The 18324-nt window shown below is 32.8% G+C and carries 14 protein-coding genes; 13 read left to right on the top strand and 1 reads right to left on the bottom strand.

What is annotated here, in order from left to right; genetic code table 11:
* The 10 genes from ybeY (at window position 1) to VSF34_RS05430 (ending at window position 11364) form a co-directional block, all read left to right on the top strand.
* Complete coding sequence (ybeY, locus tag VSF34_RS05475; protein ID WP_326716358.1) at window positions 1-477, top strand: rRNA maturation RNase YbeY; 477 nt, start codon at window positions 1-3, stop codon at window positions 475-477.
* Window positions 461-859, top strand: coding sequence for a diacylglycerol kinase family protein (locus VSF34_RS05470; RefSeq protein ID WP_326718030.1), 399 nt, complete (start codon window positions 461-463; stop codon window positions 857-859). Before ybeY ends, VSF34_RS05470 begins: the two co-directional genes overlap by 17 nt.
* 15 nt (window positions 860-874) lie before the next feature.
* Window positions 875-1780, top strand: coding sequence for a GTPase Era (gene era / locus VSF34_RS05465; protein WP_326716357.1), 906 nt, complete (start codon window positions 875-877; stop codon window positions 1778-1780).
* A 71-nt stretch (window positions 1781-1851) separates the two neighbouring features.
* On the top strand, window positions 1852-2634 hold the full coding sequence (gene recO, locus VSF34_RS05460; protein WP_326716356.1) for a DNA repair protein RecO: 783 nt from the start codon (window positions 1852-1854) through the stop codon (window positions 2632-2634).
* Window positions 2635-2887: 253 nt separating this feature from the next.
* Window positions 2888-3796 (top strand): glycine--tRNA ligase subunit alpha, encoded by a 909-nt coding sequence (glyQ, locus tag VSF34_RS05455; RefSeq protein ID WP_326716355.1) that lies wholly within the window; start codon window positions 2888-2890, stop codon window positions 3794-3796.
* Window positions 3789-5864 carry a glycine--tRNA ligase subunit beta gene (gene glyS, locus VSF34_RS05450; RefSeq protein WP_326716354.1) on the top strand — a complete coding sequence of 692 codons (2076 nt, stop codon included), beginning with the start codon at window positions 3789-3791 and terminating at the stop codon, window positions 5862-5864. Before glyQ ends, glyS begins: the two co-directional genes overlap by 8 nt.
* A 181-nt stretch (window positions 5865-6045) precedes the next feature.
* Window positions 6046-7431: an ISNCY family transposase gene (locus tag VSF34_RS05445; protein WP_326716316.1), complete on the top strand. Its 1386-nt coding sequence runs from the start codon at window positions 6046-6048 to the stop codon at window positions 7429-7431.
* 188 nt (window positions 7432-7619) lie between these two features.
* Window positions 7620-9140, top strand: a complete 1521-nt coding sequence (locus tag VSF34_RS05440) for an FtsX-like permease family protein (RefSeq protein ID WP_326716353.1) — start codon at window positions 7620-7622, stop codon at window positions 9138-9140.
* A gap of 12 nt (window positions 9141-9152) precedes the next feature.
* Window positions 9153-9827 (top strand): ABC transporter ATP-binding protein, encoded by a 675-nt coding sequence (locus tag VSF34_RS05435; RefSeq protein WP_326716352.1) that lies wholly within the window; start codon window positions 9153-9155, stop codon window positions 9825-9827.
* Window positions 9820-11364 carry a PASTA domain-containing protein gene (locus tag VSF34_RS05430; protein WP_326716351.1) on the top strand — a complete coding sequence of 515 codons (1545 nt, stop codon included), beginning with the start codon at window positions 9820-9822 and terminating at the stop codon, window positions 11362-11364. Before VSF34_RS05435 ends, VSF34_RS05430 begins: the two co-directional genes overlap by 8 nt.
* Window positions 11365-11486: 122 nt before the next feature.
* Here the strand turns inward: VSF34_RS05430 and VSF34_RS05425 are convergent, their stop codons facing one another.
* A complete protein-coding gene (locus VSF34_RS05425) occupies window positions 11487-12656 on the bottom strand; it encodes an IS256 family transposase (RefSeq protein ID WP_326716335.1) in 1170 nt (389 codons plus the stop codon).
* Window positions 12657-12814: 158 nt separating this feature from the next.
* Between VSF34_RS05425 and VSF34_RS05420 the strand changes: the two genes are divergently transcribed.
* From VSF34_RS05420 to rpoD, 3 genes are all read left to right on the top strand, one after another.
* Complete coding sequence (locus VSF34_RS05420; RefSeq protein ID WP_326718029.1) at window positions 12815-15139, top strand: cation-translocating P-type ATPase; 2325 nt, start codon at window positions 12815-12817, stop codon at window positions 15137-15139.
* A 115-nt stretch (window positions 15140-15254) separates the two neighbouring features.
* Window positions 15255-17093 carry a DNA primase gene (gene dnaG / locus VSF34_RS05415; RefSeq protein ID WP_326716350.1) on the top strand — a complete coding sequence of 613 codons (1839 nt, stop codon included), beginning with the start codon at window positions 15255-15257 and terminating at the stop codon, window positions 17091-17093.
* Window positions 17094-17111: 18 nt separating this feature from the next.
* Window positions 17112-18239, top strand: coding sequence for an RNA polymerase sigma factor RpoD (rpoD, locus tag VSF34_RS05410; protein WP_326716349.1), 1128 nt, complete (start codon window positions 17112-17114; stop codon window positions 18237-18239).
* The last annotated feature ends 85 nt before the right edge of the window (window positions 18240-18324 follow it).

The raw sequence follows: 18324 nt of genomic DNA, 5'->3' as shown, positions 1-18324 counted from the left end.
ATGGATTTATTAGTAACAGATGAAACAAATCAATTAACTGAGTCTCAAAAAGAGCTGATCGTCAGTGTGATTGAATTTGCTGCTCAAGATGTTAACATCAATTTACCTGAAGATACTGAGATGTCAGTAACAGTTGTTGATGATAACGAAATTCGTGTGATTAACAGAGAACATCGTGATAAAGACAGGGCAACAGATGTTATCAGTTTTGCTCTTGAAGAAGATTCAGTAGATGGTTTTGATTTTGATTTAGAAGAACTTGGAATGCCTAGAAATATTGGAGATATATTTATTTCAATTGATAAAGTAACATCACAGGCAAAGGAGTATAATCACTCCTTTGACAGAGAATTAGCTTTCTTAACGTTACATGGTTTTCTACATCTAAATGGTTATGATCATATGACTGAAACTGATGAAATTGAGATGTTTGATTTACAAAGAAAGATATTAAGTGATTATGGACTTAAAAGATAAACAAACATTTAAAAATAAACACTTTCATCAAGCGCTTATTCATGCCTTGATAGGTATCAAGGTTAGCTTTAAAGAAGAGCGTAATTTACGAATTCAACTGCTTATGACAGTTTTGGTTGTGATACTAGGCTTTTTAATGGGACTAAAAGTAACGGAGTGGCTATGGTTATGTCTATCAATCTTTTTAGTGGTGATTGTAGAAATGATAAACACAGCGATTGAAAATACCGTAGATTTAATTACTGGCAATCAATATCATGTTTTAGCAAAAAAAGCTAAAGATATTGCGGCAGGTTCGGTTTTACTTAGTACATGCTTTGCTGTTATTGTTGGTTTAATTATATTTTTACCAAAGTTTTTACAACTACTAGGAAGTTTTTAATGGAGGATATTTAATATGACAAATGAAAATCATAAATCAGGGTTTGTAGCAATTGTAGGACGTCCAAATGTTGGAAAATCGACGTTATTAAATCGTATTGTGAGGCAAAAAATTGCTATTATGAGTGACAAAGCTCAAACAACACGTAATAAAATTCAAGGGATTTATACAACTGAGGATGCTCAAATTGTATTTATTGATACACCAGGTATTCATAAACCTAAAACAAAATTAGGTGATTTCATGGTGGAAACAGCTTATAGTGCTTTACGCGAAGTTGATTCTATTTTATTTATGGTTAGTGCTGATCAACCAAGAGGTAAGGGCGATGACTTTATTATTGAACATTTAAAAGAGGCAAAAGCACCTGTGTCACTTGTGATTAATAAAATTGATACAGTTAGAAAAGATGATTTATTACCAATCATTGATGATTATAAAGAGCAGTTTGATTTTAAAGAAATTTTTCCAATTTCTGCAACAGAAGGTAGTAATGTTGAGCGCTTTTTAGAAACATTAACAGAAGATATGCCAGAAGGGCCTCAATTCTTCCCAGCCGATCAAGTCACAGATCACCCAGAATATTTCATTGTGGCTGAATTAATTCGTGAAAAAGTATTAGAGTTAACTGAACAAGAAGTTCCTCACTCTGTAGCTGTTGTGACTGAGAGTATGAAACGTGAAGATGGTGATAAAATCCATATTCAAGCAACGATTATTGTAGAGCGCGATAGTCAAAAAGGCATCATCATCGGTAAAGGCGGTAAAATGTTGAAAAATATCGGAACAAAGGCACGTAAAGATATTGAAAACATGTTAGGTGATAAAGTATTCTTAGAATTATGGGTCAAAGTTCAAAAAAATTGGCGAGATAAACGAACTGATTTATTAAACTATGGTTATAAGAAATCAGATTATTAAATTATTAGTATAGTTCAAAAGAGGCTGACCTAGATTAGGTTTTGCCTCTTTTGTTCTAGAGAGGAGTTTGTATGAGAGAACCCCAAGAATTTGAAGGGCTTGTTTTATTTTCTAAAAATTTTAAAGAAAAAGATAAACTAGTTAAAATATTTACAGAACAATACGGTAAAAAAATGTTTTTTGTTAGGCACGCAAATAAAAAAAACAGTCAGATCATATCAAGTATTCAGCCCTTCACTCAATCTATTTATATTGGTCAGATAAAAGAAGATGGCTTATCTTTTTTAACAGCAAGTAAAGATGTGACCCCTTTTTTTAATATTCAAAAAGATATTTTCTTATCTGCTTATGCGACATATATTTTAAATTTGACTGATGCTTCGGTTGAAGATGGGATATATGACCCTTTATTGTATGGATTCACTAAACAGATGTTAGCTTATATAAATGAGGGGTATGATGCAGAAATTATGACTAATATTTTTGAAGTTCAAATTCTAAAACGATTTGGTTTATCATATAATTGGCTACGCTGTCCTATTTGCCAGGAATCAAAAGGAGCATTTGATTTTTCAGAAGTCTATAATGGGGTGTTGTGTGAAAAACATTGGTACAAAGATGAAAATAGATGTCATTTCCACCCAAGAGCAGTTCACTTTTTACGATTGTTTAGTCAAATTAAAACAGAAAAGATTCAGAGTATTGACCTGACTCCTGAAACCAAACAACAAATTCGTGAGGCTCTAGATTATATCTTTGATAATTATGTAGGTATCAATTTAAAAAGTAAAAAGTTCATTGATGATATGACCAAGTGGCAGCATGTCTTAAAAGATAGTGAAAACAAAAATTGACAAATGAAACGTTAAGATTTAAAATGAAGTCAATAAACATACGTTGAAGGAACTAAGTAAGTTGTCAGTTTATTTTAAAGCGAGTTTGGGAGAGTGTGAGCCAAATAAATAAAGATAATTGAAGGCATTCTGGAGTATATCTAATGAAGCTGCCGTAATTTACGGAAGTAGGGTGGAACCGCGAAACTATTCGTCCCTATGTTTGATTTTGTCAAGCATAGGGATTTTTCTATGCAAAAAAGGAGGAAATAGAATGAGTCACAAATTAACCATTCAAGAAATGATTGTCGCATTACAAAAATACTGGTCAGAACAAGGTTGTATGTTAATGCAGTCATATGATACAGAAAAAGGTGCTGGAACGATGAGCCCTTATACTTTTTTAAGAGCCATTGGACCTGAGCCGTGGAATGCAGCTTACGTGGAACCATCAAGACGTCCTGCTGATGGTCGCTACGGGGATAATCCAAATAGATTATATCAACATCACCAATTTCAAGTTGTCATGAAACCATCTCCAGAAAACATTCAAGAACTATATCTAGATAGTTTAAAAGTCTTAGGAATTGATCCTTTAAAGCATGATATTAGATTTGTTGAAGACAACTGGGAAAACCCATCAATGGGTTGTGCTGGTCTTGGCTGGGAAGTTTGGCTAAACGGCATGGAAATCACACAGTTTACTTATTTCCAACAAGTAGGTGGATTGGAGTGTAAACCAGTAACTTCTGAAATTACTTATGGTTTAGAGCGTTTAGCTTCATATATTCAAGAAGTAGAGAGTGTCTATGATTTAGAGTGGACTAATGGGGTTAAATACGGAGAAATTTTTGTTCAACCTGAGTATGAACACTCAGTCTACTCTTTTGAGCAAAGTGATCAAGACTTATTATTGTCATTATTTGATAGTTATGAAAAAGAAGCCAAACGTGCTATTGATTTAGGCTTAATTCATCCAGCTTATGATTATGTATTAAAATGTAGTCATATGTTCAACCTACTTGATGCAAGAGGTGCTGTTTCCGTGACAGAGAGGGCTGGTTATTTAGCAAGAATTAGAAATATGGCGAGAAGTTTAGCTAAAGGTTTTGTGGAAGAACGTGAAAAATTAGGCTTCCCATTACTAAAGTCTCATAGTGTGGAGGATGATAGTCATGAGTAAACAATTTTTAATTGAAGTAGGTTTAGAAGAAATACCAGCAAAATTAGTGACACCAACATCTAATCAATTTGCTGAAAAAGTAGCTGTTTATTTAACAGAAAATAGAATAAGCTTTGATGATATTGAGGTATTTTCAACGCCAAGAAGACTAGCTCTTAGAATTAATGGATTAGCAGATAAACAAGATGATATTGAGGAAAAAGCTAAAGGCCCAGCTAAAAAAATTGCTCAAGATGCAGATGGTAACTGGTCAAAAGCAGCTATTGGTTTTGCTCGTGGGCAAGGGGCTAATGTTGAAGATATATTTTTTGAAGAAGTCAAAGGTGTGGAGTACATTTTTGTTAATAAATTTATCGAAGGTAAAGAAGTTGAAACTATTCTTCCAGGTATTGCTGATATTGTTACTCAGTTAACTTTTCCAATTAGTATGACTTGGGGTGAGGGAGAGTATCGTTTTATTCGTCCAGTACATTGGCTAGTGGCTATTCTTGATAGCACTGTCTTACCAATGACTTTATTTGGTATTGAAAGTGGACGAAATTCAAGAGGCCACAGATTCTTAGGCTCTGATCTGACGATTAGTTCCTCAGCTACTTATGAAGCAGAATTAGCAGAACAATTTGTAATAGTTGAACCTACAAAGCGTAAAGAAATAATTAAAGAACAGATTGAAGAAATTGAAAAAATAAATAATTGGGTGATTCCAATTGATGAGGATCTATTAGAAGAGGTTAATAATTTAGTAGAGTATCCAACAGCTTTTGTGGGCGATTTTAAAGAAAATTATTTAACACTACCTTCTGAAGTTCTTATTACATCAATGAAAGAGCATCAGCGTTATTTTGAGGTGTTAGATTCAAATAATCAATTAATTAACTACTTTATTGGGGTTCGTAATGGGAATGCTGATTATATTGAAAATGTTATTAAAGGTAATGAAAAAGTTCTTCAAGCCCGTTTAGAAGATGCAGAATTTTTCTACGGAGAAGATTTAAAACTATCTATTGCTGATTATGTAGAGAAATTAAAACATGTCACTTTCCATGAAAAAATTGGCACAATGTATGAAAAAATGCAACGCGTTCATCTAATTGCTCAAGCAATCGGAAAACAAGTTGGTCTAACTCCAGAAGAATTAATTCAATTAGAGCGAGCTAGTCAAATTTACAAGTTTGATTTAGTGACATTAATGGTTGATGAATTTCCTGAATTACAAGGTATTATTGGAGAGAAATATGCTATTGAAAAGGATGAAAACCCGGTAGTTGCTCAGGCTATTCGAGAACATTATTTACCAATTTCAAGTGACGGGGTACTACCTGAGAGTAAAGTTGGGGCAGTTTTAGCTATTGCTGACAAATCTGATACATTATTATCCTTCTTCTCAGCAGGATTAGCACCAAAAGGATCAAATGACCCATATGCTTTAAGACGTCAAGCTTATGGTATTATACGAATTGTTGAAGATAAGGGTTGGGATTTTAAAATCAAGCAGCTTCAAAATGATATTCAGGATATGATTAATGCTGATATTGAGCGTTTTGGTTTATCAATGGATGATGAGCCAACATTGTTAGCTGAATTTATTAAAGGCCGTATGAAACAATGGTTCTCTGGTAAAAATTTACGTCATGATATTATCGAGGCTGTTCTTGAGAGTGACCAAGAAAACTTAAGTGAGATGTTTGAGGTTGCAAATATTTTAGAAAAACAAGCAGAAGAAAAAGATTTCAAATCAACAATTGAATCATTGACACGCGTTATTAATTTATCTGCTAAATTGTTAGATACAAATATGACTGAAGTTAATCCAGATTTATTTGAAAATGATTCAGAAAGACGCTTATATGATGCTATGAATTTAATCTATAAACGTGCTGGTGATTTAACATTGAACCAAACATTTGATGAACTTAAAGCTCTTAATCCATTAATTGAAGATTACTTTGATAACACAATGGTTATGGTAGATGATGAAGCTATAAGAATGAATCGCTTGAATTTATTAAAACAAATATCAGATATGGCATTATCATTTGCTAGTTTAGATCGTTTAATCGTTAAGTAAAAAGATAAAGATGACTGATTAAGTTCAGTTATCTTTTTTTATTTGTCAAAACACTTTATTAAGATAAACAGTGATATTTTCATTAAAAAGTATCATTCGAAAGTGATAATGTCCTAAGTAGGTCGAAAGACAAAATGTCCCAAAATGATAAAATAACTTTATGAAAAGGATAAATCTAACAATGAATGAAACCAAAAAGTATCAAGTTATTAAAGCTGTCGCTGAAAATAAAAAACAAAAAAAGAGAGCTAGTGTTGAACTTAATTTATCTATACGACAAATTAACCGTTTAGTGAAATCATACAGGGAAAATGGTAAATCAGCATTTGTCCATAAAAATCGAGGGAGAAAAAATAAGCACTCTGTGCCTGAAAAAGTAAAACAACAAATAATCACTAGTTATCAATCGTTTAGTATTAAACCAAATATTAGGCATTTTACTGAAATACTGAAAAACGACCATCATATCTGTTATACAGATACTACAATTAGAAGCATCCTGTACAAAGCAAAAATACTTTCACCAAAGGCTCAAAAAAAGACAAAAAGAAGACTCAAACAATTAATAAAGCAAGAAGGTCAACAAACCAAACAATCAGAGAACCTATTGGTTCCAAGAGCTGAAGACTACCTAGAACTCCCTGAAAAGACCCATCCTAGTCGACCTAGAAAAAAATACAAAGGAGAATTAATTCAATTAGATGCTAGTTCATATAATTGGTTTGGAAATCAAATAACTCATCTTCATTTAGCTATTGACGACGCATCAGGTAATATTGTTGGCGCTTATTTTGACCAACAGGAAACGCTCAATGGTTATTACCATGTTCTTCATCAAATTCTGACAAAACAAGGGATTCCTGCCACTTTTCTAACAGATAAACGAACCGTCTTTGAGTACAACAGAAAATCAACAAAAGCTGTAGAAGAAGATACGTTCACGCAGTTTGGGTTTGCTTGTCATCAATTAGGTATTGACATAAAAACATCCTCTATTCCTCAAGCGAAAGGTCGTGTAGAACGTTTAAATGGGACAGTGCAATCAAGATTGCCTGTTGATCTTGAGATAGCAAATATACATTCTATAGAGGAGGCTAATCAATTTCTATCTGTATGGATTCGAAAGTTTAATCGACAATTTGGTCACAAAACTGCAGAAAGTGTTTATGAAACTTCTCCTACAACAGCTGAAATTAATTTATTACTAGCTACTGTCTCTCATCGTATAGTCGATAATGGCCATCATATTAAGTATCAAAATAAATTTTATCTTCCAATGGAAGGTAGTAGCGACAAATATTTTACAAGAAAAACAAAAGCATTAATTATAAAAGCTTTTAACGGGGAGATTTATGTTAATATAGCAGAAAAAATTTATCCTACTAGACGATTAAAAACCCACGAGACCTATTCAAAAGAGTTTGATGGGGTTTCTTCAGATATAAAAAAAGAAAGACGCAAGTACATTCCACCACAGTCACATCCGTGGAAACTTGAGTCTTTCAAAAGGTATCTTCAAAGTATTGACCGTACTATCGAAGAATATGAGGCTGAAAAAACAGCCTGAAACAAAAAGTACCTTATTTTACCAATAATGGTCACATTAGTGCAAGTTTTACGCAGTAAAGATTGCGCTAATGTGAGCCCTCATTTTGGGACATTTTTATGTTCGATTGACAATAAACAGTGATATTTTCATTAAAAAGTGATAAAATTACAGTTAATAACACCATAATTTTAAAAGGGGTGAGTCGTATGAATTTTTTTAAAAGGGCATTACTTAGTATCAAGCGACGTAAAGGAAAATCAATTATTTTATTTTTAATTGTTTTTATTTTAGGTAATTTAATGGCAGGAGCAATTGCGATTGAGCAAGGTACTAAAGGTGTTGAAAAAACAATCAAAAATCAACTTGGAGCGACAGCAACAGTTGGCTATGATGATGAAAAATTAGAAGAGGCAATCAATAGTGGCGTAGAGTTTACTATGGAGGAGCCTAGCGTAGAAGTTTACCAAAAAATTGGGGAGCTTCCTCAAGTAAAAATTTCAGACTACTCTATTAATGATTTTGCTCAAACGATAAAAATAAAAAATGTCAATGTACCTGATGGCTCTTATATGCGTGGTGATGGTAGCTCTAATTATTTTGATTTAAGAGGAGCAAGTAGAGTTGACACCTTAGATGAGCAATTGAAAAAAATAACTATTAGTGATGGCAGAACCTTTAGTGAGGAAGAAATCAAAAAAGGATCAGCGGTTGGCTTGATTTCTGATCAAGTAGCTAAAGAAAATAATCTTCATGTCGGGGATAAAATGGTTTTGGATAGGGTTGTTGAAGATTATAGTAGCGTAAGTGATGACATTAAAAAAGAATCTAAAGATTATCCAATTGAGATTATTGGTGTTTATAAAGTTAATGAAGTAGGTAAAAAATCAGAGAAACAAAATGATGAACAACAAATGAATAATACCATTGATTTATACGACAGGTTAAATGTGATTTATTTGCCAAATAATTATATTGAAAAGACAAATGTTGAAATGCTAGAATTTAGTTATGATACATTTCCTGGTATGTATATGGATGAGGAAGGTAAACAATTAGAAAAAGATGAGGTTATGAAGGACTTTTCTTATAAAAATATCATGGCTACTTATATTTTAAATGATCCAAAAGATGTAGAAGATTTTAAACTTTTAGGAGATCAAATCTTAAAGGAAAATAAATTAGACTACTCCAAAATCGTTGCTAGCTCAGATCAATTTGATTCAGTTGCAGGTCCCATTCAAGGTATGTCAAAAATTGCTAAGGTTGTTTTGATTGTATCTATTATTGTTTCCATCTTCATCATTAGTTTAGTGACCATTCTATTCTTACGTGATAGAAAACATGAGTTGGGGATCTATTTAGCATTAGGAGAAAAACGAGAAAAAATAATTGGACAAATTGTCATAGAGGTCTTAATTGTCTCGCTTGTAGCTATGACTTTATCTGTTTTTAGTGGTAATTATCTTGCTAAAGGATTTTCTGATTCATTGATTAGAACACAGCAAACTGTTGATGACGGTATGATGATGGATAGCGTGATATCTATGGGTGGCATGCTAAATGAGGAAAATGTGACAGAAGAAGACGTGATCGAGGCTTATGAAATTCATTTAACACCATCATACATTGCTATTTTTTATTTAGTTGGTTTGATTGTTATTTTATTATCAACAATTGTACCGCTGATTTATATTATGCGACTCAATCCGAAGACAATAATGATGTAGGGAGGTTATCACATGGCAATTTTAAAAGCAGAACATTTAGATTATTTTTATCAAGATGGTGATAGAAGGCGATATATTCTAAAAAAAGCATCAGTAAAATTTGAAAAAGGAAAATTTTATAGTATTGTTGGTCAATCTGGATCAGGAAAAACAACTTTTCTTTCTCTTTTAGGAGGCTTAGATGCTCCTAAAGAAGGGTCAGTTCTATTTGAAGGAACAAATATTAAACAGATTGGTTATGACGCTTATAGACGTAATGATATCAGTATTATTTTTCAACATTATAATTTAATTCCTTATTTAACAGCAGTAGAAAATGTGATGGTACCTATGTCTATTACAAATAATGAGATACCAAGTGATCAAGAAGATGTTGCACTGAATTTATTAGATTATATAGGTATTACAAATGATAAAGCAAATAGATTAGTTAACCAACTCTCAGGTGGTGAGCAGCAGCGGATTGCGATTGCTAGAGCTTTGGCTACTAATGTGGATGTTATTTTAGCCGACGAACCTACTGGTAATTTAGATGAAGATATGGAACAAGAGATTATTGATATTTTCAAATTATTAGCTCACGAACATAATAAATGTGTTATTGTAGTGACTCATTCTCAGGAAATCGCAGAGCAATCTGATATCTCTTTTCTATTGAAAAAAGGAGTTTTAAGTCATTATGAGTGATTTTTTATCTAATTTTGATAAAAAAAATTATCAAAAAACGTTAGAAGAAAAAAAAGAGTTGAAAAATAAAATAGAACCTGAACCAAAAAATCATCTAGAAACGAGTGAGGTAGTGACTGATGATTTAAAGACATCAAACGAAAAAAACACAGCTGTGGCTCCTACTATGATTCGTAAGCGTAGAAAAAGAAAAAAGTCTTCTCCTAAGCTTGAAGAAGAAATCACTGAATACACTCACTCTAAAGAGGCAGATACTATCATTTCAACTAAGATCTATCAAAATCCTCCTACTCAAGTGGAAGAAGAAACTACTGATGATGACGTAGTGATTGATTCAACTTATAAGAATAAACAATTGAAGAAAAGATTGCTTTATGGAGGTATTGTCTTTATTATTTTGATTATCTTCTATCTTGTTTATTTTCAAATGACTAGAGTTGTTGTACCAAACTTTACGAATGAAAGCATTGTGGAGGTTAAAAGCTGGTCTTCAGAAAATAAAATGAAGACAGAGAGTAAATCTGAATTTTCTTTAGAAGTTGATCCTAATAATGTCATTAGTCAATCAGTACCTGCAGGTAAAAAACTTAAAAAAGGGTCAGTTATCTCTTTTATTGTCAGTGAAGGTGCTGATCCTACCCAAGTACTTCCATTACCCGATTTTAAAAAGATGAGTGAGGAAGAGGCTAGGCAGTGGATTGAAAAAGAACAAGCCGATAATGCTAGCATTATCACTGAATATAATGACAAGATTGAAAAGGGTCAATATATAAAAACAGAATTTACCAATAAAGAAGTGACTGCCGATAACTATAAGCGCCAGGACATTATGAATGTTTATTACTCAAAAGGTAAAGAAGTATTTGAGAAAAACATTAGTGTTCCTGATTTTATAAAAAAACCAAAATCAGATGTAGAAGAATGGGCGAAACAAAATGACATGAAAATAACGTACAAAGACATTGATTCTGATAAAATCGAAATAGGCTCAGTTGTTTCTCAGTCAATTAAAAAAGGTGAGAAGGTTAGTAAGCAAACAAAGATGGAAGTTGGCATCTCCATTGGAAAAGCTAGTATTGTTCCAAATTTTGCTAATTACTCTCCAAGTGAGGCCCCAAATGTAGATAGTAATCTTCAGGTCACTGTTAAAGAGGTTTTTTCAAATGATGTCAGTTATGGTAACTTAATTAGTCAAAGTGTTTCAGCAGATACTAAGTTAGTTGGGGAGACAAAAGAGATGATTACGGTGACGTATTCTATTGGAAAACCATATATTAAGTCTTACTTTGGTCAACAAGAAGGTGACTTGCCAAAATTGATTTATGATGATTTTAATTCAAAGAGTGCTTGTATTACTTATGAAGTGTATTATGTTACCTCAGATAGCGAAAAAGGTGAGGTAGTTGATATGAACGTTTATAATCAATATATCCCAATAGATACTCATCTAATTTTTAGTATTAGTGATGGGAGTAAAGCACCAAAACCAGGTCCAAGCCCAGAGGCACCTGATGAGGATACAGATATATCTAACTAGAAAAAACATTGATTTTTTATATGTTATTTATATAAAAAGTTAATGTTTTTTTATAATGGTTTTCAAATCACGGTTGCGTCAAGAATTATGTGTAAATGGAAAATCCATTCCATTTTTTTAAGTTAAAACATTGATTCTAATGTATCTTGTATTTCCTTAAATCCTTTATGTACTCTGCCTAAAAATTTTTGGTTATATTCATTGAACTGAGAAACAAGGAATCTCTCCAGAGATTCTTCATTAGGAAATTGTTCTTTTCTCTTTGTATATTTTTTTAACTGTTTATTAAATCCCTCAATCAAGTTAGTTGAGTAGATAGTTCTTCTGATTGATGGTGGGAAGTTATAGAAAGTTAATATAGCAGGATTCAAGAGTAATTTAACTACTCGTGGATACTGCTTTTTCCATTTATCTATCATAAAACTTATTTGATTCATAGCTTCTTCTTTTGAAGCTGCTTGATAAACCAATTTGAAATCATTACAGACTTCTTGTCGATCACTAACACGAACCTTATGAGCAATATTTCTAGAGATATGGACACAACATTGTTGAAATTGAGCATTTGGATAGACACTATGGATACTATCGTGAATACCACTTAAACCATCAGTTACAACTAATAAAACCTCTTCTAAACCACGATCTTTTAAATCTTGAAGTATCTCTTTCCAAACATAAGCAGATTCGGTTGGAGCAATAGTAAATCCTAGAACCTCTTTGGTTCCATCCAATCGAATGCCTATCACAATATAAACGGCTTCTTTTGATACGGTTTGTCTCTTTAAAGGAATATGAGTAGCATCCATAAAAATGACTGAGTATTTAGCTTCTAAAGTTCTTTCTTTAAAAGCCAAAACATCTTCAGATACGATTTTACTCATGTTTGAAATAGTTTGTGGTGTGTAATAATGACCATACATTTTTTCAATTAGATCAGAGATTTCAGACATAGTGATCCCTTTTTTAAATAGCTGAATAATAGTAGTTTCTAAGGAATCATTGGTTCTTTTATAGGCTGGTAATGTTTGTTGGGAAAATTCTCCATTTCTATCTCTAGGAATCACCAAATTTAATTCTCCATATTCTGTTTTAAATGAACGTGAGTAATTCCCATTGCGGGAATTACCTGAATTAAATCCAGCTCTATCATACTTTTCGTAGTCAAGAAACGCTGTTAATTCAGCCTGTAATAATGAGTTGATAGCGAGTTCTAAATGACGACGAAATAAATCATCTAAATCACCTTTATTAATTAGTGTTTCCATTATTTCTGTAGTAAAATGAGTCATGAGAAAGTCCTCCTATAAAATTTCTGTGTCGTAACTTTAATTTTACAGAATGGACTTTCTCTTTTTCTACCCTAAATTTCTATTTACACAAAATATTTTACCCTATCCAAATCACTAATTAATCAGTATAATGTTTCTATTACATAAGAAAAGAGAGAATAAGCGTGAGCAAAAAGAAAACTGGTTTAACTCAAGAAGAAATACAAGCAAGAATTGATGCACAGCAAGTTAATGACTACGTATCAGATAGTTCTAAAAGCACAAAAGATATTATTAAAGATAATGTATTTACATTATTTAATTTACTAAATGTCATTATTGCTATTTGTTTAGCCTTGGTTGGTGCGTATTCTAACATGTTTTTTATGGCAATCATCATATTAAATGTCAGTATTGGAACATTTCAAGAAATTAGAGCTAAGAATTTAGTAGCGAAACTATCTATTATGAATGAAGAAGAAGTTCATGTTTATAGAGAGAGTGCACTTGTCCTAGTACCTACTAACCAATTAGTTTTAGGTGATATTGTCAAACTCTCAGCTGGAGAGCAAGTTCCATCGGATATGATAGTATTAGAAGGCCATGTTGAGGTCAATGAATCTTTACTAACAGGTGAGTCTGATTTGATAAAAAAATCTGAAGATAGCGACTTGATGTCAGGTAGTTATGTCACAAGTGGACAATGTATAGCTGAAGTTGTTCATGTTGGTAAAGATAATTATGCTATGAAAATTGCTGAAGAAGCCAAAATTCACAAACCAATCATGTCAGAACTTGTGACGTCAATTAGAAAAGTTGCTAAATTTACTAGTTACATCATTGTACCAATTGGTTTAATTTTATTTTTAGAAGCCTTTTTTTTAAGAGAAGCAGGACTTAAAACATCTGTTGTTTCTTCTGCTGGTGCCTTACTTGGTATGCTACCCAAAGGAATGGTTTTGCTCATTAGTATCGCACTTGCCACTGCTGTAGCTAAATTAGCTAGTAAGAAAGTACTAGTTCAAGATATGTATTCTGTTGAAACGCTTGCCCATGTTGATGTGCTATGTTTAGACAAAACAGGGACTATCACCCAAGGAAATATGGTTATCACTGATGTTATTGAACTTGATTCGAGCTCAGGAGTCTCTGTCTTACCACTAATGGAAACATATGTCTATCATTCAACAGATAATAATTTAACTATGCAAGCTATCAGGCATCACTACGGAGCAAAAAAACATTATGAAATGACTGAAGTTTTATCATTTTCTTCAGATAGAAAATGGGGAGCTATGCGACTTGAAGGTGTAGGTACTGTAGTAATTGGGGCACCAGAAAGATTAGTTTCAGAAGAAGACATACCAACTTCTGTACTAGCTGCTCAAGAAGAAGGTAGCCGTGTTTTACTAATTGGTTTAAACCGAGACTATTGTGATATGGAAGAAGCAGCAACACAGATAACACCGATTGCTATATTAGTGATTGAGGATGCGATTAGAGAAAATGCCAATGAAACATTAGCTTATTTAGATCAAGAAGGTGTAGAGTTAAAAGTGATTTCTGGTGATAATCCAGTCACTGTATCAAATGTAGCTAGAAGAGCTGGGCTTAAGCATTATGAGCGTTTTATTGATTTATCGACTATCCATACTGAAGAAGGTACTAAAAAAGTGGTAGATGATTATTCTGTATTTGGCCGAGTTAGTCCTCAGCAAAAAAAATGGTTAGTTCAAGCCTTACGTGAGAAGAAACACGTTGTTGCTATGACAGGAGACGGGGTAAATGATATTCCTGCAATGAAAGAAGCTGATTGTAGTATTGCTATGGCTGAAGGCGATAACGCCACAAGACAGATGGCTAATCTTGTTTTACTTAATTCAGACTTTACCACACTTCCTGATGTCTTATTTGAAGGTCGACGTGTCGTCAATAATGTAACCAAAGTTGCAAGTATCTTCTTTATTAAAACAATTTATTCCCTAGTACTATCACTCATTTGTATTATCACGGCTTTTGGTTTTCCATTTATTCCGATTCAAATAACTTTGCTAGATTTGGCTATTGAAGGTTACCCAACGTTCTTTTTATCTTTTGAATCAGATAAAAGAAAAGTTACGACGAAATTTTTACCAACAGCTTTAAGACGAGCCTTACCAAATGCTATTTTAGTCATTTTAAATGTGGTGACAGTCCATATTATCTCTCAAAAAATAGGCTTAAATGCTGTGGATACAACAACTTTAATGTATTATATGTTAATAGCGGTAAGTAGTATGGCAGTCATAAAGACATGTTTGCCTTTTAATCCAATGAGAGTCTTTTTAGCTGTGACCACAACAGTTGGTACTTTTGTAGCAGCTATGTTATTTAAGTCTTTATTAGAAATTAGTTGGTTAACAAGCACAACACTGCCTATTTTTGTTGTTTTAGTCTTAATTAGTATTGTATTAAAACTTGTTTTAGATAAATTAATTACAGGGAGAATAGGTTCATTTAATTAATTCAATTATTTGCAAAAATCATAGGTTATGCTATAATTTATAGTGAGTAGTTATGTAGTCGCACTGTTTTCAGTGCGACTTTTCTGACTAATGAAAGAAGTAGGGAGCTAGTTAAATGTCACAATTAATTCCTCAACATGTCATCGATCAAGTTAGACAGGAGACTAATATTGTTGATGTGATTAGTGAGTACGTTCAGTTAAAAAAATCTGGGAAAAATTATCTAGGACTATGCCCTTTTCACAATGAAAAGACCCCCTCATTTACTGTAGCAGAAGAAAAACAGATTTTTCATTGTTTTGGTTGCGGTAAGGGAGGAAACGTGTTTACCTTTATTCAAGAAATTGATGGGTTATCTTTTCCAGAGGCCGTAGATAAATTGGCACGTCCCTTAAATCTCAATTTAGAGCTAAATAGTCAGCAAATGTTCGGGCAAAGAAAAACTGAAAATAGTGAAGATCAACAACTAATCAATATTCATGAAAAGACAAAAGAATTCTATCAGCATTTACTATTGAACACACAAATTGGTGAAAAAGCTTTAGCTTATTTAGAATCTAGAGGTTTAAGTATTGATATCATCGAAGAATTTGAACTAGGTTTCGCTCCTCAAAATAGAGAAATCTTGAAGCAAGTTATGACTAAGGAAAATATTGATTCGAATCTTTTGAAAGAAACAGGCCTTTTTGTAGAAACTGATTCTGGTAGTATGTTAGATAGATTTTATCAAAGGATTATGTTTCCTATAAAAAATAGAAAAGGCCAAACGATTGGTTTCTCCGGGAGATGGTTAGATTTAGAAGGTTTTGATAATGATAAACAGCCTAAATATTTGAATTCTCCTGAGACAGCCCTCTTTAATAAACGTGATGTCATATATAATTATCATAGAGCAAGACCCTTTGTACGCAAAACGAAAGAGGTATATCTATTTGAAGGTTTTATGGATGTTATTGCTTCAGCCATTAGCGGAATAAGTAATGGGGTTGCGACCATGGGAACTAGTTTAACGACTGATCAAGTTAGTCGTCTTGAGAGAATTAGTGATACTATTATTGTGGCCTATGATGGTGATAACGCTGGTGTGGAGGCAACAGATAGAGCTGTGACATTACTAGCAGAGCATAGCAGTCTAGAAGTGGAAGTTATTTCTTTTCCTCAACAACTAGATCCAGATGATTACCGGATGATGTATGGGCCAGAGAAATTAAAACAACTACTAGAAAATACTAAACAAACAGTTTTTCAATTTAAAAAAGAGCATTTAAAGCGAAGTTATAATTTAGCTAATGAGTTAGACAAAGTGACTTATTTAGAGGTACTTTTAAAAGAGCTAGCTAATATTCCTTCTATTATCGAAAAAGATATGGCCTTAACTCATCTATCAGAAGAATTTGATATTTCAAAAGATTCGTTGCAACAGCAACTAACTGGGATGAGAAAAGCTAGAAGGCAAGAAAATTTTTCTAATCATTCTTTAGAGCATATGGAGCCAGTAGTGCCTCAGTATCAAGAGATTAAAAAAATATCTCAAGCTGAGCAAGCTGAAAAGTTACTCATTTATCGCTTGTTAAATGAAAGGTCTACTTACTTATTTTTATCTAAATTAGAAGATTTTTCATTTATTCATGATGAATACCAAGAAATGTATCAGCATATGTCAGATTATTATGAAAATTATGGTAATATCGTATTGGCAGACTTTATTAATTACCTTAAAGAAGACTATTTAAAGTCATTATTAATATCATTAACAGTTCAATCATTTAGTCAGGAAAGTTCCGAGCAAGAATTAAATGATTGTCTGATAATTATAAACAAGGAACGTGTTTTACAACAAATCAACACGTTAAAAAGGCAACAAAAAGAAGCCCAAACTCGTGGTGATAGTTCAACAGAACTAACCATTACGATGAACATTATTAAATTGCAGCAGCAATTTAATAATGTGTAATACTAAGGAGGAATTTATATGACAGAAAAAGTTAAGAATGATGCATATGAAAAAGAGGTCAAAATATTCATAAAAGAAAATAAGAATAATGGATCTGTTTTTTATGATGATTTAACGAATAAATTAGCTACTCCTTATGAGTTAGATGCTGATGCTATGGATGAATTAATCGAGCGTGTAGAAGATGCTGGGATTAGTGTGGTAGATGAAAAAGGTGAGCCTAGCGAACATAGTTTACGAGTTGCTAAGAAAAACCAAGATAAAAAATCAAAAAAGAATGAAAAAGAAGAAGAAGATTTAATTGCACCACCTGGGGTTAAGATTAATGATCCTGTTAGAATGTATCTAAAAGAAATTGGTCGAGTATCACTATTGACGGCTGATGAAGAAGTTGCTCTAGCACTTAGAATTAAAGAAGGTGATCCTGAAGCTAAGCAAGAACTTGCTGAAGCTAACCTGCGTTTAGTAGTGAGTATTGCCAAACGTTACGTTGGTCGTGGGATGCAGTTTTTAGATTTAATTCAAGAAGGTAATATGGGATTAATGAAAGCTGTTGAGAAATTTGATCATGAAAAAGGTTTTAAGTTTTCAACGTATGCTACATGGTGGATTCGTCAAGCAATCACTCGAGCTATTGCTGATCAAGCTAGAACAATTCGTATTCCAGTACATATGGTTGAAACAATCAATAAATTAATCCGTATCCAACGTCAATTACTACAAGATTTAGGAAGAGAACCAACACCTGAAGAAATTGGTGCTGAGATGGATCTTCCACCAGAAAAAGTACGTGAAATTTTAAAAATTGCTCAAGAGCCAGTTTCTCTAGAAACACCAATCGGGGAAGAGGATGATTCGCACCTTGGTGATTTTATTGAAGATCAAGATGCTACAAGTCCTGCTGAACATGCAGCTTATGAGTTATTAAAAGAGCAATTAGAGAGTGTTCTAGACACATTGACTGATCGTGAGGAAAATGTCTTAAGACTGCGCTTTGGTCTTGATGATGGTCGTACTAGAACTTTAGAAGAGGTTGGTAAAGTATTTGGTGTTACTCGTGAGAGAATTCGTCAAATTGAAGCAAAAGCTTTAAGAAAATTACGCCATCCATCTCGCTCTAAACAATTAAAAGACTTTTTAGAATAAACATTTAATATAGGAATGATCTTTGGAGTGTAGATGGCTCTGAAGATCATTTTTATTTTACTTAGAAAGCCCAATAAAAAAATGG

It is taken from the genome of Vagococcus jeotgali, assembly GCF_035918315.1.
GTDB lineage: Bacteria > Bacillota > Bacilli > Lactobacillales > Vagococcaceae > Vagococcus > Vagococcus jeotgali.
Note: the sequence above shows the minus strand (reverse complement) of the source record. Positions and strands in the feature narration are given on the sequence as shown.

What these genes read in the sequence shown, in the direction of transcription:
- ybeY (WP_326716358.1), top strand. Translation starts at nt 1, where the DNA reads ATGGATTTATTAGTAACAGATGAAACAAATCAATTAACTGAGTCTCAA.
- VSF34_RS05470 (WP_326718030.1), top strand. Translation starts at nt 461, where the DNA reads ATGGACTTAAAAGATAAACAAACATTTAAAAATAAACACTTTCATCAA.
- era (WP_326716357.1), top strand. Translation starts at nt 875, where the DNA reads ATGACAAATGAAAATCATAAATCAGGGTTTGTAGCAATTGTAGGACGT.
- recO (WP_326716356.1), top strand. Translation starts at nt 1,852, where the DNA reads ATGAGAGAACCCCAAGAATTTGAAGGGCTTGTTTTATTTTCTAAAAAT.
- glyQ (WP_326716355.1), top strand. Translation starts at nt 2,888, where the DNA reads ATGAGTCACAAATTAACCATTCAAGAAATGATTGTCGCATTACAAAAA.
- glyS (WP_326716354.1), top strand. Translation starts at nt 3,789, where the DNA reads ATGAGTAAACAATTTTTAATTGAAGTAGGTTTAGAAGAAATACCAGCA.
- VSF34_RS05445 (WP_326716316.1), top strand. Translation starts at nt 6,046, where the DNA reads ATGAATGAAACCAAAAAGTATCAAGTTATTAAAGCTGTCGCTGAAAAT.
- VSF34_RS05440 (WP_326716353.1), top strand. Translation starts at nt 7,620, where the DNA reads ATGAATTTTTTTAAAAGGGCATTACTTAGTATCAAGCGACGTAAAGGA.
- VSF34_RS05435 (WP_326716352.1), top strand. Translation starts at nt 9,153, where the DNA reads ATGGCAATTTTAAAAGCAGAACATTTAGATTATTTTTATCAAGATGGT.
- VSF34_RS05430 (WP_326716351.1), top strand. Translation starts at nt 9,820, where the DNA reads ATGAGTGATTTTTTATCTAATTTTGATAAAAAAAATTATCAAAAAACG.
- VSF34_RS05425 (WP_326716335.1), bottom strand. Translation starts at nt 12,656, where the DNA reads ATGACTCATTTTACTACAGAAATAATGGAAACACTAATTAATAAAGGT.
- dnaG (WP_326716350.1), top strand. Translation starts at nt 15,255, where the DNA reads ATGTCACAATTAATTCCTCAACATGTCATCGATCAAGTTAGACAGGAG.
- rpoD (WP_326716349.1), top strand. Translation starts at nt 17,112, where the DNA reads ATGACAGAAAAAGTTAAGAATGATGCATATGAAAAAGAGGTCAAAATA.